Genomic DNA, 16,847 nt, shown 5'->3' with positions numbered 1-16,847 from the left:
GCCCAATATAAGGACGGGGCCTGATGTCACTCACGGCGGGATTAGTGGAACTGACCCTCTTCGGTCGAACCCGCGAGAGCGGTCGTCGAGCTGGTCGGGTCCACGGTGGTGGCGATCCGGTCGAAGTAGCCGGCGCCGACCTCGCGCTGGTGCTTGGTCGCGGTGTAGCCGCGCTCCTCGGCAGCGAACTCGCGCTCCTGCAGCTCGACGTAGGCGCTCATCTGGTTGCGGGCGTAACCGTAGGCCAGATCGAACATCGAGTAGTTGAGGGCGTGGAAGCCGGCCAGCGTGATGAACTGGAACTTGAAGCCCATCGCACCGAGTTCCTTCTGGAACTTCGCGATCGTCGAATCGTCGAGGTGCTGCTTCCAGTTGAACGACGGCGAGCAGTTGTAAGCCAGCATCTGGTCAGGGAACTCGCTCTTGACGCCCTCGGCGAACTTCGCCGCCAGCTCCAGGTCCGGGGTGCCGGTCTCCATCCAGATCAGGTCGGAGTACGGCGCGTAGGCCTTGGCGCGGGCGATGCAGGGCTCGATGCCGTTCTTGACCCGGTAGAAGCCTTCTGCGGTGCGCTCACCGGTGATGAAGGGCTGGTCGCGCTCGTCGACATCGGACGTGATGAGCGTGGCGGCCTCGGCATCGGTACGGGCGATGACGACGGTCGGGACGTCGGCGACGTCGGCAGCCAGACGGGCCGAGGTCAGGGTGCGGATGTGCTGCTGGGTCGGGATCAGCACCTTGCCACCGAGGTGACCACACTTCTTCTCCGAGGCCAGCTGGTCTTCCCAGTGCGAGCCCGCGACACCGGCGGCGATCATCGCCTTCTGCAGCTCGTAGACGTTCAGTGCGCCACCGAAACCGGCCTCGCCGTCGGCGACGATCGGGGCCAGCCAGTTCTCCACCGAGGTGTCGCCCTCGACCTTGGCGATCTCGTCGGCGCGCAGCAGCGCATTGTTGATGCGGCGCACGACCTGCGGCACCGAGTTGGCCGGGTAGAGGCTCTGGTCGGGGTAGGTGTGGCCGGACAGGTTCGCGTCACCGGCGACCTGCCAACCCGACAGGTAGATGGCCTTCAGGCCGGCGCGGACCTGCTGGACGGCCATGTTGCCGGTCAGCGCACCCAGCGCGTTGACGAACTCCATGTCGTGCAGCTGGTTCCACAGCACCTCGGCACCGCGGCGGGCCAGGGTGGCCTCCTCCACGACGCTGCCCTGCAGCGCGACGACGTCGGCCGGGGTGTAGGTACGGGTGATCCCCTTCCAGCGGGGGTTGGTGTCCCAGTCCTTCTGGATTGCTTCTGGGGTCTTCGGCTGGCCAACGGTGGACATGCCTGCTCCTTCTCGGATCGAGGTCGCCACCTTGACGGGGAACTGTTAACGCCAACGCAGCTTCGCTTGTGTGCTGATACGAGGATGCCTCGCATCATTAGTGCAGTTCAAGCGGTTTTGAATGCCAATTTTCGCCAACAGGGCCGAGAAGTTTGCAAAGGTTGCGAAGGTCGTCTCCAGCTGAACCGGTTCAGAAGTTACCGTCCAGTAGCACCTTTTCGCAGGTCAGTACGCTCGTACTGTTAAACCGCGTCGCTCAGAGCGGGAAGATCGCGGCGAGGGCTTTGATCTCGTCGCCGACGACGTATGTGAGCGTTCTAACAGTGCGATCCGTGAGCTCGGGCCCGAACTTGTCGGTGGAACCGGGCGGATACACGTGCAACAGGATTTCGAGCTTGTCGCCGAAGGCCACCGGGGCATCGTGCTCGATGGTGACCCGCAGCGGGGCCTCGAACAGCTCGGGGTTCGGCGCGAGGAACTCCTCGACCACCTTCCAGTACACCGAGTTGTTGACGTGATCGAACAGATCGATATCGCTGACCCGGATCGGGAAGTCGCGGATTTCGGCGGCGTCCTCGCGGGCCCCGGCACTCAGGTAGGACTTCCAGCGCAGCCTGGCTTCGCTGGTGGTGCGTTTCAGACCGTCCAGGAAGTCATCGGAGATGCGGGCAGGGCCCTGGGTCTCCCGATTGATGTTGATCCAGAACGCTTCCGATTCGATCAGCCCGCCCTTGCGCCCGTCGATCCGCACGCGCATCTCACACCAGCGATTCGACGTGCCCGAACACCAGCGCCGCATCCGCAGCGTTTCGTGGAACTCGATCGGGCGGATCAAGTCGACCATCGTGCGCCGGACGATCCACAGCGGATGGGTCTCCTCCTGGCCCATCTCGCGCAGCTGGTCCTGACCGATGTCCTGGATATGGCGGCAGGCCGCGTCGAGCCGCAACCGGCCCACCCGGTCGATGTCGCCGACCCGAAGTGGCCATTCCCGGTCGAAGACGTCGGGGTGTGGGTCGGGAACGGGCATCAGCACTTTCGCCAACCCGGGGTTGGCGGCGCGCTCAGCGGCACTCATTCGGTCGTCCTTTCCCCAATCCCCATCCCAGCGCGATCATGCCAAAGGGCCCCGGGGATGCCAACCAACCTGTGTTGCCAACGCTGCGAAGGTGTTCTTCGCAGGTATCGCTAGGCTGGACGAGTGGCCAAGACGTTCGTCGGCTCCCGAATCCGCCAACTGCGCAATGAACGTGGATTCAGTCAGGCTGCACTGGCTCAGATGCTGGAGATCTCACCCAGCTATCTCAACCAGATCGAGCACGATGTCCGGCCGCTGACCGTCGCGGTGCTGCTGCGCATCACCGAAGTGTTCGGAGTGGACGCCACCTTCTTCGCATCTCAGGACGAGACCCGACTGTTGGCCGAACTGCGCGAAGTCACGCTGGATCGCGATCTGGATCTCGATGTCGATATGACCGAGGTCGCCGACATCGTCAACACCCATCCCAGCGTCGCCCGCGCCATTGTCAACCTGCACCGCCGCTACCGGATCACCACCGCACAGCTGGCCGCCGCCACCGAGGACCGCTTCAGCGTGAACACCGGCGGCAGCGGCACGGGATCGATCTCGATGCCGCACGAGGAAGTTCGGGACTACTTCTACCAACGGCAGAACTATCTGCACGAACTCGACACCGCCGCAGAAGATCTCACCATTCGGATGCGGATGCACCGCGCCGAGTTGCCGCGCGAGCTGTCCGACCGGCTGACCATGGTGCACGGCGTGCACATCATCCGACGCGTCGATCTCGGCGACACGCTGCTACACCGCTACGACCCGGAGTCCCGCACGCTGGAGATCAGCAACCACCTGTCCTCCGGTCAGCAGGTCTTCAAGATGGCAACGGAGCTGGCGTATTTGGAGTTCGGCGACCTGATCGATCGACTGGTCGACGAGGGCAAGTTCACCAGCGACGAATCCCGCAAGCTGGCCCGGCTCGGGCTGGCCAATTACTTCGCCGCGGCGACGGTGCTCCCCTATGGGCAATTCCACAACATGGCCGACACCTTCCGCTACGACATCGAACGACTCTCGGCCTTCTACCAGGTGAGCTACGAGACGATCTGTCACCGGCTTTCGACACTGCAGCGGCCTTCGATGCGCGGGGTCCCGTTCTCGTTCGTCCGGGTGGACAAGGCCGGAAACATGTCGAAACGCCAGTCCGCCACCGGCTTTCACTTCTCCTCCGCCGGCGGTACCTGTCCGCTGTGGAACGTCTACGAGACGTTCGCAAGCCCGGGCAAGATCCTGGTGCAGATCGCGCAAATGCCCGACGGACAGAACTACATGTGGGTGGCCCGCACCGTCGAGCGGCGAGCGTCGCGATACGGTCAGCCGGTCAAGACGTTCGCGATCGGCCTGGGTTGCGAGGCCCGGCACGCCAACCGGCTGGTGTATTCGAAGGGTCTCGACCTCTCGTCAGACAGCGCGACACCCATCGGTGCGGGCTGCCGGGTGTGCGAACGCGACAACTGCCCGCAGCGCGCCTTCCCCGCGCTGGGCCGGGCACTGGATCTCGACGAGCACCGCAGCACAGTGTCGCCCTACCTAGTCAAGGAGCCATGATGGGTCAACGCATTCCGCCAGGCAGCCGTCGCGAACTGGGCCTGGTCAACTGGGGCATCTCCCGGTTGGGTGCCCGCGCGATTCGGGCTCCGCACATGCATCTGTTCGAGGTCCTGGGCCAGCACAAGATGCTGTTCCTGTCGTTCCTGCCCTACTCGCACGTGCTGCTGAATTGGGGCAAGCTGTCCAAGCGGGACAAGGAACTGGTGATCCTGCGGGTGGGCCACCTGCGGAACTCGGCGTACGAACTGCAGCAGCACCGCCGGCTGGCCCGAAGCCGAGGGCTGGATTCTGCGGTGCAGGACAAGATCTTTGCCGGCCCGACCGCGCAAGGATTGACCGATCGTCAGCGCGCCCTGATCACGGCGGTCGACGAGTTCGTGCTCAACCGGGATCTCAGCGATGAGACGTTCGCCGACCTGTCGACCCACCTGAGTCGCGAGCAGGTCATCGAATTCTGTGCCCTGGCAGGGCATTACGACGCGATCGCCGCGATACTGGCGACGCTTCGCGTTCCGATGGATTTCCCCGACTAGCGCGACTCAGCCCTTGTAGGGCTGGGCCTTGTGCGTCACGACCGCCTTCGCGGTGGCCAACGCGGTGCCCGGGAGTGCCACGGGCACGATCGTGGTTGTCACGGTGTCGCCCTGCGTCATTGGGCCCGGAAGGATCGGGGCGGCAACCGGAGTCGATACCAGCGGCGCGCCATCGTCGATCGCGACGGCCAGACCGGCCATCGTCACCACGGCACCGCCGGCGACCACTGCCATCAGGATTTTGGTACGCGCAAGACGAGTGAGTTCAGCCATGTTGCCCCCCGCTTCGAACCGGCGCCAGGCGTGGTCGCCGGTAGTGAACGACAGTGGACACCACGATGCTTGCGACAGCCTGTCACGAACCTGGCGAACCGCTGGCAGATCCGGCTACAGGTAGGTGACCCCGAGAACGATCAGCGTGAAGATGATCGGCGAGACCGGGACACAACCCAGAAACGCCGCCCACACCAGCCGCTTGCGTTTGTAGTTCCGCCACGCGACGAAGCCGACGACGGCGGCCAGTACCGCGATCACCGCCGACAGGATCAACACCCAGAAGCTGACGTCCTGGCCGCTGGTAGCGACGGAAATGCCGATCAGCCACAGGATGTGGCCGACCACGAGTCCGCCGATACCGGCGATCAGCGTCGGTCTCAAAAGTTGATCATGTGGCCGGCGAGACCGTGGAAGCATTCCTGGAGTGCCTCCGACAGCGTCGGGTGAGTGTGCACGTTGCGGGCCAGCTCGGTAGCGGTCAGATCCCACTTCTGCGCCAAGGTCAGCTCCGGCAGCAGCTCGGAAACGTCAGGACCGATGAGGTGCCCGCCGAGCAGCTCCAGGTGCTTCTTGTCGGCGATCAGCTTGACGAAGCCAGTCGGGTCGGCCAAGCCGTGCGCCTTGCCGTTGGCGGTGAACGGGAACTTGGCGACGACGACGTCGTAGCCCTCGTCGCGGGCCTGCTCCTCGGTGAGGCCGAAGCTGGCCACCTGCGGCTGGCAGAACGTGGCGCGCGGCAGCATCCGGTAATCGCCGAGGGCCAGCGTCTCGGCGCCGGCGATGGTCTCGGCGGCCACCACACCCATCGCCTCGGCGACGTGAGCGAGCATCAGCTTGCCGGTCACATCGCCGATCGCGTAGATGTGCGGCACGTTGGTGCGCATGTAGTCGTCGATGCCGATGGCCTTGCGGTCGGTCAGCGCCACGCCGGTGGCCTCGAGTCCGAAGCCGTCGACGTTGGGGGCAAAACCGATGGCCTGCAACACCTTATCGGCTTTGAGCTCCTCGGTCTTGCCGTCCTTGCTGACGGTGACGGTGACCGTCGATCCGTCATCGTTGATGGACTCCACCTTGGTGCCGGTGAGAATCTTGACGCCCAGCTTCTTGTATTGCTTCTCGATCTCCTTGGAGACCTCGGCGTCCTCGTTGGGCAGCGCCCGGGGCAGGAACTCGACGATGGTGACATCGACGCCGTAGTTCTTCAGGACGTAGGCGAACTCCATGCCGATCGCGCCGGCGCCGGCGATGATGATCGAGCCCGGCAGTTCGCGCGCGAGGATCTGCTTCTCGTAGGTGACGACGTTCTCGCTCAGCGACGTGCCGGGGACAAGGCGGGTGCTCGAGCCGGTCGCGATGATGGCGTTGTCGAACTCGACCTTTTCGGTGCCACCCTCGTTCAGGTCGACCTCGATGCTGTTCGGGCCGGTGAACTTGCCGTAGCCGTGGATCTCGGTGATCTTGTTCTTCTTCATCAGGAAGTGCACGCCGGCCACCCGGCCGTCGGCGACCTTGCGGCTGCGGTCGAAAGCGGCTCCGTAGTCGAAGGTGGCCTCCCCGCTGATGCCGAACGTCTTGGCTTCCTTGGTGAAGATGTGGGCCAACTCCGCGTTGCGCAGCAACGCTTTCGACGGAATGCAGCCGACATTGAGGCAGACTCCGCCCCAGTACTTGGGTTCGATGATGGCGGTGTTCAGCCCGAGCTGGGCGGCGCGGATCGCCGCGACGTACCCGCCAGGACCTGCTCCGAGAACGACGACGTCATAGTGAGTCACGTCCTCAGCCTATCGTCGGACGCGCGATCCATTCGAAGTAGTAGGCACCGTGCAGTAGCGCGGCGGTGGCCACCGACGCAAGCGGAGCCGACATCAGGGCGATGGCCAGCGCCGTTACCGACGGCCGGTTCTGCACCATCGACACCAGCATGCTGCCGACCGAGCAGAAGATCAGGTAGATCAGCACGAAGAACACCGCGGGCGTCTTGTTCAGCGAGGTGTACCACCAGAAGTAGAAGCCCAGGCCGGCTGCCGCGGCCAGCACCCAGACCGCGGCGACGATGAACACGAACTGCCAGCGTTTGACCGACTGGTAGTTGTCCGACGCCGCGATCACCGCGGGCGGCACCACGACCGGCTCCGCGTGGCCGTTGAGCGGACGAAGGAATGAGTCGGTGTCGAAAGCCTCCAGCTCGCTGAAGGCGATGGACGGTCCCGAGATCTCCGCCTCGGGCTCGTCGGTCAGCGACCGCAACGCCTCGGGGTGCGGTCCGGTATCGAAGATCGGCGCATGATGCGGTTCGGTCGACGGAAGGGACGCTTTGTCAGCCACTGGACACCACCTGAACCAGAACCAAGGCCCCCAACCAGCCCGGCGCCATCGCCAGGATGAACGCCCCCGCCGTCGTGACCCAGCGCCGCCCGGAGAACAGGATGAGCAGCATTCCGATCACACTGGGGACCGCCACCACCAAGCCCACCACGAGATCGGGGCGAACCGGGGTCTTGATCAGCACGGTGGCCGCGACAGCCGCGATCAGACCGGTCACGGTCCCGACCAGCAACGCACTTGTGAGCAGCCATGCCCGAGGCAGGGGTATCACCCTTATGAGGGTACTTGCCTGTGAGCCGACTACGGCTGAACGACTCCGGCGTGCCGACCAGGGATTGCACACGCGTCAGCAGCCTCGGCGACCACCAGATCGGACCGTTCAGGCAGCCGCGCACCACGCTCGTAATCGGCTCCGGTCAGCGGCAATGCGCTGGCCAGCAACTCGTTTTCGGCGTCGGTGAAGGCCCGCCCGCGGCTCAGGAAGCGCACCCCCTCGGGGGTCTCAAGGCTGAAACCACCGCCCCGCCCGGGAACGACGTCGATCACCAGCTGGGTGTGCTTCCAGGTCTCGAACTGCGGTCCGGAGATCCACACCGGCGCACCCTCGAGGACCCCGAGCAATACGTCACGGTCGCCCACGATGAACTCCCCGTCGGGGTAGCACATCGGCGAGGACCCGTCGCAGCAGCCGCCGGACTGGTGGAACATCACCGGCCCGTGCCGCTCCTGCAGCCGGCGCAGAAGGTCCGCGGCCGCCGCGGTGATCAGTGCCCGCGCCGGCGCCTCGCTCACTAGAAGAATCCTTGGGCTTTGTTGGAGTACGAGACGAGCAGGTTCTTGGTCTGCTGGTAGTGGTCGAGCATCATCTTGTGGTTCTCGCGCCCGATGCCCGACTGCTTGTAACCGCCGAACGCTGCGTGCGCGGGATAGGCGTGATAGCAGTTGGTCCAGACGCGACCGGCCTTGATATCGCGTCCGGCGCGGTAGGCGGTGTTGCCGTCGCGGCTCCACACCCCGGCGCCGAGACCGTACAGGGTGTCGTTGGCGATCCGGATGGCGTCGTCGTAGTCGTTGAAGGACGTCACCGACACCACCGGTCCGAAGATCTCTTCCTGGAAGATCCGCATGGCGTTGTCGCCGGTGAAGATCGTCGGCTGCACGTAGTAGCCGCCGTTGAGGTCACCGCCGAGCTCGGCGCGCTCGCCGCCTGTCACGATCTGGGCGCCCTCGCTCTTGCCGATCTCGATGTAGGACAAGATCTTTTCGAGTTGATCGTTGGAGGCCTGCGCCCCGATCATCGTCTCGGTGTCCAGTGGATCTCCTTGCCGCACAGCCTTGGTGCGGATTGCGGCCATCGCCAGGAACTCGTCGTAGATGTCGGCCTGGATCAGCGACCGCGACGGGCACGTGCACACCTCACCCTGGTTGAGGGCGAACATCGTGAAGCCCTCCAGGGCTTTGTCCTGGTAGTCGTCGTTGGCGGCCATCACATCCGAGAAGAAGATGTTGGGGCTCTTGCCGCCGAGCTCCAGGGTGACCGGGATCAGGTTCTGGCTGGCGTACTGCATGATCAGCCGGCCGGTGGTGGTCTCACCGGTGAACGCGATCTTGGCGATCCGGTTCGACGACGCCAGCGGTTTGCCCGCCTCGACGCCAAACCCGTTGACCACGTTGAGAACACCGGCGGGCAGCAAGTCGGCGATCAACGAGATGAGATAGAGCACCGAGGCCGGGGTCTGCTCGGCGGGCTTGAGCACCACCGCATTTCCGGCGGCCAGGGCGGGTGCCAGTTTCCACACGGCCATCAGGATCGGGAAGTTCCACGGGATGATCTGGCCGACGACGCCGAGCGGCTCGTGGAAGTGGTAGGCGACGGTGTCCTCGTCGATCTGGCTCAGGGCGCCTTCCTGTGCGCGGATAGCCGCGGCGAAATAGCGAAAGTGGTCGACTGCCAACGGAATATCGGCGTTGAGGGTTTCCCGGATCGGCTTGCCGTTGTCCCAGGTTTCGGCCAGCGCGATGGACTCCAGTTTGGCTTCGATGCGATCGGCGATCTTGTTGAGGATCACGGCGCGCTCACCGGCCGAGGTCTTGCCCCACGCCGGCGCGGCGGCGTGCGCCGCGTCCAGGGCTTTGTCGATGTCGGCATCCGTCGAGCGGGCAACTTCGCAGAACACCTCACCGGTCACCGGCGTCGGGTTCTCGAAGTACTGGCCGCCCGCCGGCGCGATCCACTCACCGCCGATGAAGTTCTCATACCTGGACTGGAACGCCATCGTGGATCCGGTTCCGGGGCGGGCATAGACAGTCATAAGTCCTCCTCTACGAGATACTTTCCTGGACACGAGCAGCGCGAACCGCCGGTGCGGTCGACGCGGGTAACACCATTGACTTGTCGAGCGGGTAGCGCACGGTCACATCGATCCCGCCCGCGAAGCGATACGGCTGAGCCGCCAGTAGACCCGCGAAATGCTTACGCAGCCTGGATAATTCGGCACGGACGGTGACGACCCGGGACCGGTCGCCGTACAGATCGGCGGCCAGCTCCGGTGCCGACCGACCGCGCGGATCGCGCGCCAGGATCAGCAGGATCTCGGCGTGCCGCAGTGAAATGTCATGGCGCCAGGAACCGAACTGTCCGACCATCTCCAGTGCCGGTGCGCCCGCGGCGCTCAGGTCCAGCGACACCTGCGCCAGCGCCGGCGCGTCGTCGTCATCGGCGGGCCGCACCAGCCAGCCGCCGGGCAGCACATCGACGTCACAGATGCCGAAGGTGGGAATCCACGCCCGGCCCGGGGCGACGTCATCGGGCAGCAGGATGCGGTGGTGCAGGGGCAACGAGTCGACGGCCGCCACCCAGCCCTCGGCATCCACCGCCAGAGCCGGTTTGCCGATGCGCGCCAGGATCGGAGCCGCCACCATGCGCAGTCGATTGAGCGTGCGGTCGTGTTGTTCCCGCAGGTGCGATTCGGCGAGCCGGGCGACCGCGTCGACCAACGCCACCGTCGTCGGATGCACAGTGGCCGCGGGGCCCGAGACGTCGACGACACCAATGACGTGGCCGGTTCGCGGATCTCGGATGGGCGCACCGGCACACGTCCACGAATGGTGGCTGCGCATGAAGTGCTCGGCGGAGAACACCTGGACGGCGCGGTTGGACACCAGCGCCGTGCCGATCGCGTTGGTGCCGACTTCGCCTTCGCCCCAGTTCGCACCCTCGATGAAGCCCAGCCGGTCGGCATTGCTGAGCACCGCGGGCGAACCCGATCGCCACAGCACCCGCCCGTGGGAGTCGGCGACGACCAGGATGTTGGTTCCGTCGGCGACGATCGACTCGAGCCCGCGAGAGACCTCGTCGAGCACCGCGGTCAATCCCGACGCCCGGCGCAGCGTCTCCAGGCCACCGGACTCGACCACGGGTGGCGTGCGAGCGTCCGGGTCGACACCGGCCACCATGAGTCTCCGCCAGGATTCGCCGATCACCTCGCGTGGGCGGGCGGGGGCACGGTGGCCCGACATCGTCGCGTCGTAGACAGCCGACATCAGCCGCGCGTAGCTGCGCGGGTCCTCGCCGACCGCGACCGCGGGCTCAGGCACATACGCCCCTTGCATCAATGCCGATTGTGCTCCGCATCTCAGCGGTAAACCAGGCCGCCGTCGATTAGACCAGACTGGCCGGTCATGTAGTCGGCATCAGGGCCGGCGAGGTAGGACACGAAGCCGGCGACATCGTCGGGGGTTTCGGCCCGGCCCAACGCGATGCCGCCGACGAACTTGTCATACGTCTCGCCTTCGGCCGCCCCGGTCAGCTCGGCGAACCGTTTGTCGATCTCGACCCACATGTCGGTGCCGACGACGCCGGGGCAATACGCGTTGACGGTGATGCCGTGCGCGGCGTGCTCCTTGGCGGCGGCCTGAGTCAATGCACGCACAGCGAACTTCGATGCGCTGTAGGGACCGAGCATCGCGAAACCGTCGTGGCCGGCGATGGACGACGCGTTGATGATCTTGCCTCTGGTGCCGTTCTCGGTGAATTTGTCGACGGCGGCTTGAATGCCCCACAGCACGCCGTTGACGTTGATCGCCCACAGCTTCTCGATCTGGGCAGGCGTGACGTCGGCGATCGGCCCGACCAGGGCGATACCGGCGTTGTTGACCATGATGTCGAAGCCACCGAGCGCCGAGTCCGCGTGATCGACGGCCGCGAACACCTGGTCCCGATCGCTCACGTCGGCGACGAATGTGGTTACTTTGCAACCGATCTCGGTGATCTCGTCGGCGACGGTATTGATGCCGTCCGGGAGCACATCCACCAGTGCGATATCGGCGCCGTCGCGTGCGAGCCGCAGCGCGATGCCGCGTCCGATGCCTCGCGCAGCACCGGTGACCAGTGCGACCTTCCCCTGCAGACTCATGATTCTCCGTTCGGGTCGACCAGAACTTTCATCTTGGTGCCGGCGTGCAGCGCCTCGAATCCCTCGTCGATGACGTCGTCGATCGGGATCCGGGTCACCCATCCGGTGGTGTCGTACCTGCCATCGGCCATCAGCGCGATGACGGCCTCGAAATCGGCGCCGGTGTAGCACAGCGAGCCCTGAATGCGGGACTCGTTCATGACGAGATTGAGAAGCGGTGTCTCGAGCGGCTTTTCGTAGATCGCGACACTGATCATCGGTTTGCGAGAGCCGACACACGCCAGGGCGGTCGACACTGCGGGAGTCACGCCCGCGGCATCGAAGACCGCGTCGGCGCCGTGGCCGTCGGTGTGGTCGGCGATGAAGCCGGGGACGTCGAGGGCCGCAGGGTCCAGCGTTGCGGCACCGAGCGCCTCGATGGCCGCACGCCGGGTCGGAGATGGTTCGACGACGAAGACATCGTCAAGTCCCTTGCCGCGCAACGCGAACCACAGACCGATGCCGATCGGCCCCGCGCCGAACACCATGGCCGTATCGCCGGCGCGGACATCGCCGAGAGTCGCGGCGTGGTAGGCCACCGACATCGGCTCGACCAGGGCGCCGAGTTCCAGCGAGACGCTGTCCGGCAGCTTGTGCAGCATGCCGGTCGGCACCACGGTGTACTCCGCCATCCCGCCGTCGGACATCAGGCCGTGAAAGCCGATCTGCTGACAGACGTTGTAGTTGCCGGCTCGGCACGGCCCGCAGTGATCGCACTTGTAGATGGGTTCGACGGCGACCCGGTCGCCCTCGGCCCAGCCGGTGACCCCGTCGCCGATCGCGGTGATCGTGCCGGAGAACTCGTGGCCGATGGTGAGCGGCAGCTCAGCTCCGGTCAGCGGATGCGGCTGGGTCGGCACGAAGATCGGCCCGGCGTAGTACTCGTGCAGGTCGGTGCCGCAGATGCCGTTGAAGCCGACCTTGAGTTTGACGGTGCCCGGTTTCGGGTCCGGTTCGGCGACGTCGTCGATCTCGATCTTGTTCGGTCCGTAGTACACAGCTGCCTTCATAGGGCCAGTTCTATGTGACGGCGACCACACCCCGAAAGAGTTGCAGAGGGTTGCAGCCGGTCGTTGCAACGGGTCGCAACTCTTGCCAGGCCTTGCCCCGGGGGTGTGGTGTGGCTCACATGACTTCCACTCTCGAACCTCAGACCGCTTCGGATGTGACACCGCAGCAGCGCGTCGACGCCTGGCTCGCCGGCTTCGAAGCCGCGCTGGCCGCCCGCGACATCGATCGGGTCGCCGGCATGTTCGCCGTCGACAGCTTCTGGCGTGATCTCGTGTCCTTCACCTGGAACATCAAGACCCTGGAGGGCCGTGACGAGATCGCCGCGATGCTGGGATCCCAGCTCATCGATGCTGACCCGTCCGGCTTCCGCACCCGTGAAGCCCCCACCGCCGACGGTGATGTCACATCGGCGTTCATCGAATTCGAGACCGGAGCGGGCCGCGGCGTCGGCCATCTCCGGCTCAAGGGTGATGAGGCATGGACGCTGCTGACCGCACTGCAGGAGCTCAAGGGCCACGAGGAGCGCAAGGGCCCCAGCCGCGTGATGGGTGCGGTGCACGGTGACGACCCGGATCCGCGGTCGTGGGCGGAGAAGAAGGCCGCCGAGGACGCCGAGCTCGGGCGCACCGTCCAGCCGTACGCACTGGTCGTCGGTGGCGGCCAGGGCGGGATCGCGCTCGGCGCGCGGCTGCGTCAGCTCGGAGTGCCCGCGATCGTTGTCGACCGGTACGAACGCCCCGGCGACCAGTGGCGCAAGCGGTACAAGTCGCTGTGCCTGCACGACCCGGTCTGGTACGACCACCTGCCGTATCTGCCGTTCCCGCAGAACTGGCCGGTGTTCGCCCCGAAGGACAAGATCGGCGACTGGCTGGAGTTCTACACCCGCGTGATGGAGGTGCCGTACTGGTCGAAGACCACGTGCCTGTCCGCATCCTTCGACGAATCCGACGGCCGATGGACGGTGGAGGTGGACCGTGACGGCGAGCGGCTGACGCTGCGTCCGACCCAGCTGGTGCTCGCCACCGGCATGTCGGGCAAGCCCAGTGTGCCGGTCTTGCCGGGGCAGGACGTGTTCACCGGTGACCAGCACCATTCGTCGGCACATCCCGGTCCCGACACCTACGTGGGCCGCAGGGCCGTCGTGATCGGGTCGAACAACTCGGCGCACGACATCTGTAAGGCGCTCTACGAGAACGGCGTCGACGTGACGATGGTGCAGCGGTCATCGACGCACATCGTCAAATCGGATTCGCTGATGGACATCGGTCTTGGCGACCTGTACTCCGAGCGCGCACTGGCCGCCGGCATGACGACCGAAAAGGCCGACCTCACGTTCGCGTCGCTGCCGTACCGCATCATGCACGAATTCCAGATCCCGCTCTATGACCAGATGCGTGAGCGCGACAAGGAGTTCTACGACCGGCTGGAAGCCGCCGGATTCGAATTGGATTGGGGTGCTGACGGTTCCGGGCTTTTCATGAAGTACCTGCGTCGCGGATCCGGCTATTACATCGACGTCGGCGCCTGCGACATGGTCGCCGACGGCCGGATCAAGCTGGCCCACGGACAGGTCGACCACCTGACGGCGAACTCGGTGGTGCTGGCCGACGGCACCGAACTCCCCGCCGACGTCGTGGTGTACGCGACCGGCTACGGCTCGATGAACGGCTGGGCGGCCGACCTGATCGGTCAGGACGTCGCCGACAAGGTGGGCAAGGTGTGGGGCCTTGGCAGCGACACCCCGAAAGACCCCGGCCCGTGGGAGGGCGAGCAGCGCAACATGTGGAAGCCGACCCAGCAGCCCAACCTGTGGTTCCACGGCGGCAACCTGCACCAGTCGCGGCACTACTCGCTGTATCTGGCGCTACAGCTGAAGGCCCGCCACGAAGGACTCCCCACGCCCGTCTACGGCCTGCAAGAGGTGCACCACCTGAGCTGACGTCGGTCAGGGATCGAGAGCGTCGACGATGTCCTTGGATTCCTTGAGTCCCAGACCTGTCTGCTCGCGAAGCACCTTGATGGCCTGGATCTTCTTTCCCTGACGAGCCAACTGCAGAACTTCGGAACTGACCTGACCGGTGGCAGCGGGAGCCGGAGCCGGAGTTGGTGCGGGCGGCGCGCCCGCGCCGCGAAGCGCCCACTCCAGCGCGGCGACGCGACGTTCCAACTCGTCGACCCGGCGCCGCAATCCACCGTCATCGACGTCGTCGACGTTGTCCGACCGGCCGAAGATGCCCATGCGAGGCAGTATGTCGCATTGAGCACAATGGGGGCGTGACGAACAGGCACCCCGAGCAGACCGACGCCGATCCCTACCTCTGGCTGGAAGAGATCGCCGGCGACGAACAATTGGACTGGGTGCGCAAGCACAACGATCCGACAGTTGCCGAATTCAGCGGGGAGACGTTCGAGCAGCTGCGCACCGAAGCACTGGAGGTGCTGGACACCGACGCACGGATCCCGTACGTGCGCCGTCGCGGTGAATTCCTCTACAACTACTGGCGCGACGCGGACAACCCGCGGGGTCTGTGGCGGCGGACCACACTCGAGAGCTACCTGTCGGAGACCATCGACTGGGATGTCATCCTCGACCTCGACGAACTGGCAGCCGCCGACGGCGAGAAGTGGGTGTGGGCCGGGGCCGACGTCATCGAGCCGGATCACACGCGGGCGCTGATCAGCCTGTCGCCGGGCGGTTCGGATGCCGCGATCGTGCGCGAATTCGACATGGCGACTCGGGAATTCGTGACCGGCGGCTTCGAGCTGCCGGAGGCCAAGTCGCGGTTGTCGTGGGAAGACCACGACACGGTGTTGGTGGGTACCGACTTCGGACCGGATTCGATGACGGAGTCCGGATATCCGCGGATCGTCAAGCGGTGGCACCGCGGCCAGCCGCTGGCCGACGCCGAGACACTGTTCACCGGGCCGGTCACCGATGTGGCGGTAGGCGCATCGGTGGACCGCACCCCCGGCTACGAACGCACGCTGCTGAGCCGAGCCGTCGACTTCTTCAACGACCAGGTGTATGAACTCCGCTTGGGTGAATTGGTCCGCATCGACGCGCCGACCGACGCAAGCTTGTCGGTGCACCGCGAGTGGCTGCTCATCGAGCTGCGCAGCGACTGGCTGACAGGCAAGGCGTCGTATCGAACCGGATCGCTGTTGGCCGCCAACTACGAGGAATTCTTGAGCGGCACAGCGGAATTGGCGGTGGTCTTCGAACCCGACGAGCACAGCAGCCTGCACCAGTACTCGTGGACGCTGGACCGGCTGCTGATCGTGACGCTCGTCGACGTCGCCACCCGCGTGGAGATCGCGACACCCGGTTCATGGACGCGCGAGCCGGTGCCTGGCCTGGGCGATAACGCCGTCGTCGTGGCCACCGACCCCGACGGTGACGAAATCTTCATGGAATCCAGCGATTTCATCACGCCATCGCGACTTCTGCACGGCCGGATCGGCGGCGACCTCACCGAGATCAAGAGGGCGCCCTCGTTCTTCGACGCCGCCGACCTCGAGGTGCACCAACACTTCGCGACCTCCGACGACGGCACGGCGATCCCCTATTTCGTTGTCGGCCATAGACACAACCAGGGCCCGTCCCCCACGCTGCTGGGCGGCTACGGCGGGTTCGAGGTATCGCGCACTCCGGGTTACGACGGTGTGCTGGGACGGTTATGGCTGTCACGTGGCGGGACCTACGTTCTGGCCAACATCCGCGGGGGCGGCGAGTACGGCCCGGCCTGGCACACCCAGGCGATGCGGGAAGGCCGGCACAAGGTGGCCGAAGACTTCGCCGCGGTCGCACGGGATCTGGTGGACCGCGGCATCACCAGCGTCGCGCAGTTGGGTGCACAGGGCGGCAGTAACGGCGGTCTGCTGATGGGCATCATGTTGACCAAGTACCCGGAGTTGTTCGGCGCGTTGGTGTGCCAGGTGCCACTGCTGGACATGAAGCGCTTTCATCTGCTGTTGGCCGGGGCGTCCTGGGTGGCCGAGTACGGGGATCCCGACGATCCGCAGGACTGGGCGTTCATGTCCGAATACTCGCCGTATCAGAATATTTCGGCTGACAAGCGCTATCCCCCGGTGCTCATCACGACGTCGACGCGCGACGACCGGGTGCATCCGGGGCATGCCCGCAAGATGACGGCCGCCCTGGAGCAGGCCGGGCAGCCGGTTTGGTACTACGAGAACATCGAAGGTGGGCACGCCGGGGCGGCCGACAATGCCCAGACGGCGTTCAAGTCGGCGTTGAGCTACTCGTTCCTGCACCGCATGCTGGGTTGAT

General features: G+C 65.4%; 17 protein-coding genes. 4 read left to right on the top strand and 13 right to left on the bottom strand.

Going from position 1 to position 16,847, the window contains the following annotated elements:
• Nucleotides 1-41 precede the first annotated feature (41 nt).
• Together aceA and EV580_RS27685 are read right to left on the bottom strand one after the other, a co-directional pair.
• Complete coding sequence (aceA, locus tag EV580_RS27690; RefSeq protein WP_133695482.1) at nucleotides 42-1,328, bottom strand: isocitrate lyase; 1,287 nt, start codon at nucleotides 1,326-1,328, stop codon at nucleotides 42-44.
• Between the two features lie 256 nt (nucleotides 1,329-1,584).
• On the bottom strand, nucleotides 1,585-2,406 hold the full coding sequence (locus EV580_RS27685; protein ID WP_133695480.1) for an acyl-[acyl-carrier-protein] thioesterase: 822 nt from the start codon (nucleotides 2,404-2,406) through the stop codon (nucleotides 1,585-1,587).
• Nucleotides 2,407-2,529: 123 nt separating this feature from the next.
• Between EV580_RS27685 and ramB the strand changes: the two genes are divergently transcribed.
• Entirely contained in the window at nucleotides 2,530-3,954 is a 1,425-nt protein-coding gene (gene ramB, locus EV580_RS27680; protein WP_133695478.1) for an acetate metabolism transcriptional regulator RamB, read from the top strand.
• Complete coding sequence (locus EV580_RS27675; RefSeq protein ID WP_133695477.1) at nucleotides 3,954-4,490, top strand: carboxymuconolactone decarboxylase family protein; 537 nt, start codon at nucleotides 3,954-3,956, stop codon at nucleotides 4,488-4,490. The genes ramB and EV580_RS27675 overlap by 1 nt, the downstream gene beginning before the upstream one ends.
• A gap of 6 nt (nucleotides 4,491-4,496) precedes the next feature.
• Here the strand turns inward: EV580_RS27675 and EV580_RS27670 are convergent, their stop codons facing one another.
• From EV580_RS27670 to EV580_RS27625, 10 genes are all read right to left on the bottom strand, one after another.
• A complete protein-coding gene (locus EV580_RS27670) occupies nucleotides 4,497-4,763 on the bottom strand; it encodes a hypothetical protein (RefSeq protein WP_133695475.1) in 267 nt (88 codons plus the stop codon).
• Between the two features lie 114 nt (nucleotides 4,764-4,877).
• Entirely contained in the window at nucleotides 4,878-5,147 is a 270-nt protein-coding gene (locus EV580_RS27665; RefSeq protein ID WP_166654921.1) for a hypothetical protein, read from the bottom strand.
• Entirely contained in the window at nucleotides 5,144-6,538 is a 1,395-nt protein-coding gene (lpdA, locus tag EV580_RS27660; protein ID WP_133695473.1) for a dihydrolipoyl dehydrogenase, read from the bottom strand. Before lpdA ends, EV580_RS27665 begins: the two co-directional genes overlap by 4 nt.
• Before the next feature lie 4 nt (nucleotides 6,539-6,542).
• Nucleotides 6,543-7,091: a hypothetical protein gene (locus EV580_RS27655; RefSeq protein ID WP_133695471.1), complete on the bottom strand. Its 549-nt coding sequence runs from the start codon at nucleotides 7,089-7,091 to the stop codon at nucleotides 6,543-6,545.
• Nucleotides 7,084-7,362, bottom strand: a complete 279-nt coding sequence (locus EV580_RS27650) for a putative holin (RefSeq protein WP_133695470.1) — start codon at nucleotides 7,360-7,362, stop codon at nucleotides 7,084-7,086. The genes EV580_RS27655 and EV580_RS27650 overlap by 8 nt, the downstream gene beginning before the upstream one ends.
• Nucleotides 7,363-7,391: 29 nt before the next feature.
• Entirely contained in the window at nucleotides 7,392-7,883 is a 492-nt protein-coding gene (locus tag EV580_RS27645; protein ID WP_133695468.1) for a DUF779 domain-containing protein, read from the bottom strand.
• Nucleotides 7,883-9,403, bottom strand: coding sequence for an acetaldehyde dehydrogenase ExaC (gene exaC / locus EV580_RS27640; RefSeq protein WP_133695466.1), 1,521 nt, complete (start codon nucleotides 9,401-9,403; stop codon nucleotides 7,883-7,885). The genes EV580_RS27645 and exaC overlap by 1 nt, the downstream gene beginning before the upstream one ends.
• Before the next feature lie 10 nt (nucleotides 9,404-9,413).
• Nucleotides 9,414-10,703, bottom strand: coding sequence for a GAF domain-containing protein (locus EV580_RS27635; protein ID WP_133695464.1), 1,290 nt, complete (start codon nucleotides 10,701-10,703; stop codon nucleotides 9,414-9,416).
• A gap of 23 nt (nucleotides 10,704-10,726) precedes the next feature.
• Entirely contained in the window at nucleotides 10,727-11,506 is a 780-nt protein-coding gene (locus EV580_RS27630) for an acetoin reductase (protein WP_133695462.1), read from the bottom strand.
• On the bottom strand, nucleotides 11,503-12,555 hold the full coding sequence (locus tag EV580_RS27625; RefSeq protein ID WP_133695460.1) for a 2,3-butanediol dehydrogenase: 1,053 nt from the start codon (nucleotides 12,553-12,555) through the stop codon (nucleotides 11,503-11,505). The genes EV580_RS27630 and EV580_RS27625 overlap by 4 nt, the downstream gene beginning before the upstream one ends.
• Before the next feature lie 119 nt (nucleotides 12,556-12,674).
• Between EV580_RS27625 and EV580_RS27620 the strand changes: the two genes are divergently transcribed.
• Nucleotides 12,675-14,495, top strand: a complete 1,821-nt coding sequence (locus tag EV580_RS27620; RefSeq protein WP_183507589.1) for an NAD(P)/FAD-dependent oxidoreductase — start codon at nucleotides 12,675-12,677, stop codon at nucleotides 14,493-14,495.
• A gap of 6 nt (nucleotides 14,496-14,501) precedes the next feature.
• Here the strand turns inward: EV580_RS27620 and EV580_RS27615 are convergent, their stop codons facing one another.
• Nucleotides 14,502-14,795, bottom strand: a complete 294-nt coding sequence (locus EV580_RS27615) for a ribosomal protein L7/L12 (protein ID WP_133695456.1) — start codon at nucleotides 14,793-14,795, stop codon at nucleotides 14,502-14,504.
• A gap of 35 nt (nucleotides 14,796-14,830) precedes the next feature.
• Between EV580_RS27615 and EV580_RS27610 the strand changes: the two genes are divergently transcribed.
• Nucleotides 14,831-16,846: a prolyl oligopeptidase family serine peptidase gene (locus tag EV580_RS27610; RefSeq protein WP_133695455.1), complete on the top strand. Its 2,016-nt coding sequence runs from the start codon at nucleotides 14,831-14,833 to the stop codon at nucleotides 16,844-16,846.
• The last annotated feature ends 1 nt before the right edge of the window (nucleotide 16,847 follow it).

Source organism: Mycobacterium sp. BK086 (assembly GCA_004362315.1).
Taxonomy (GTDB): domain Bacteria; phylum Actinomycetota; class Actinomycetes; order Mycobacteriales; family Mycobacteriaceae; genus Mycobacterium.
This window is presented reverse-complemented; position numbering and strand designations above follow the sequence as displayed.

Coding starts and splice junctions, on each gene's coding strand:
- EV580_RS27615 (WP_133695456.1), bottom strand. CDS start 14,795: ATGGGCATCTTCGGCCGGTCGGACAACGTCGACGACGTCGATGACGGT.
- EV580_RS27675 (WP_133695477.1), top strand. CDS start 3,954: ATGGGTCAACGCATTCCGCCAGGCAGCCGTCGCGAACTGGGCCTGGTC.
- EV580_RS27625 (WP_133695460.1), bottom strand. CDS start 12,555: ATGAAGGCAGCTGTGTACTACGGACCGAACAAGATCGAGATCGACGAC.
- aceA (WP_133695482.1), bottom strand. CDS start 1,328: ATGTCCACCGTTGGCCAGCCGAAGACCCCAGAAGCAATCCAGAAGGAC.
- exaC (WP_133695466.1), bottom strand. CDS start 9,403: ATGACTGTCTATGCCCGCCCCGGAACCGGATCCACGATGGCGTTCCAG.
- EV580_RS27635 (WP_133695464.1), bottom strand. CDS start 10,703: ATGCAAGGGGCGTATGTGCCTGAGCCCGCGGTCGCGGTCGGCGAGGAC.
- EV580_RS27630 (WP_133695462.1), bottom strand. CDS start 11,506: ATGAGTCTGCAGGGGAAGGTCGCACTGGTCACCGGTGCTGCGCGAGGC.
- EV580_RS27670 (WP_133695475.1), bottom strand. CDS start 4,763: ATGGCTGAACTCACTCGTCTTGCGCGTACCAAAATCCTGATGGCAGTG.
- EV580_RS27685 (WP_133695480.1), bottom strand. CDS start 2,406: ATGAGTGCCGCTGAGCGCGCCGCCAACCCCGGGTTGGCGAAAGTGCTG.
- EV580_RS27620 (WP_183507589.1), top strand. CDS start 12,675: ATGACTTCCACTCTCGAACCTCAGACCGCTTCGGATGTGACACCGCAG.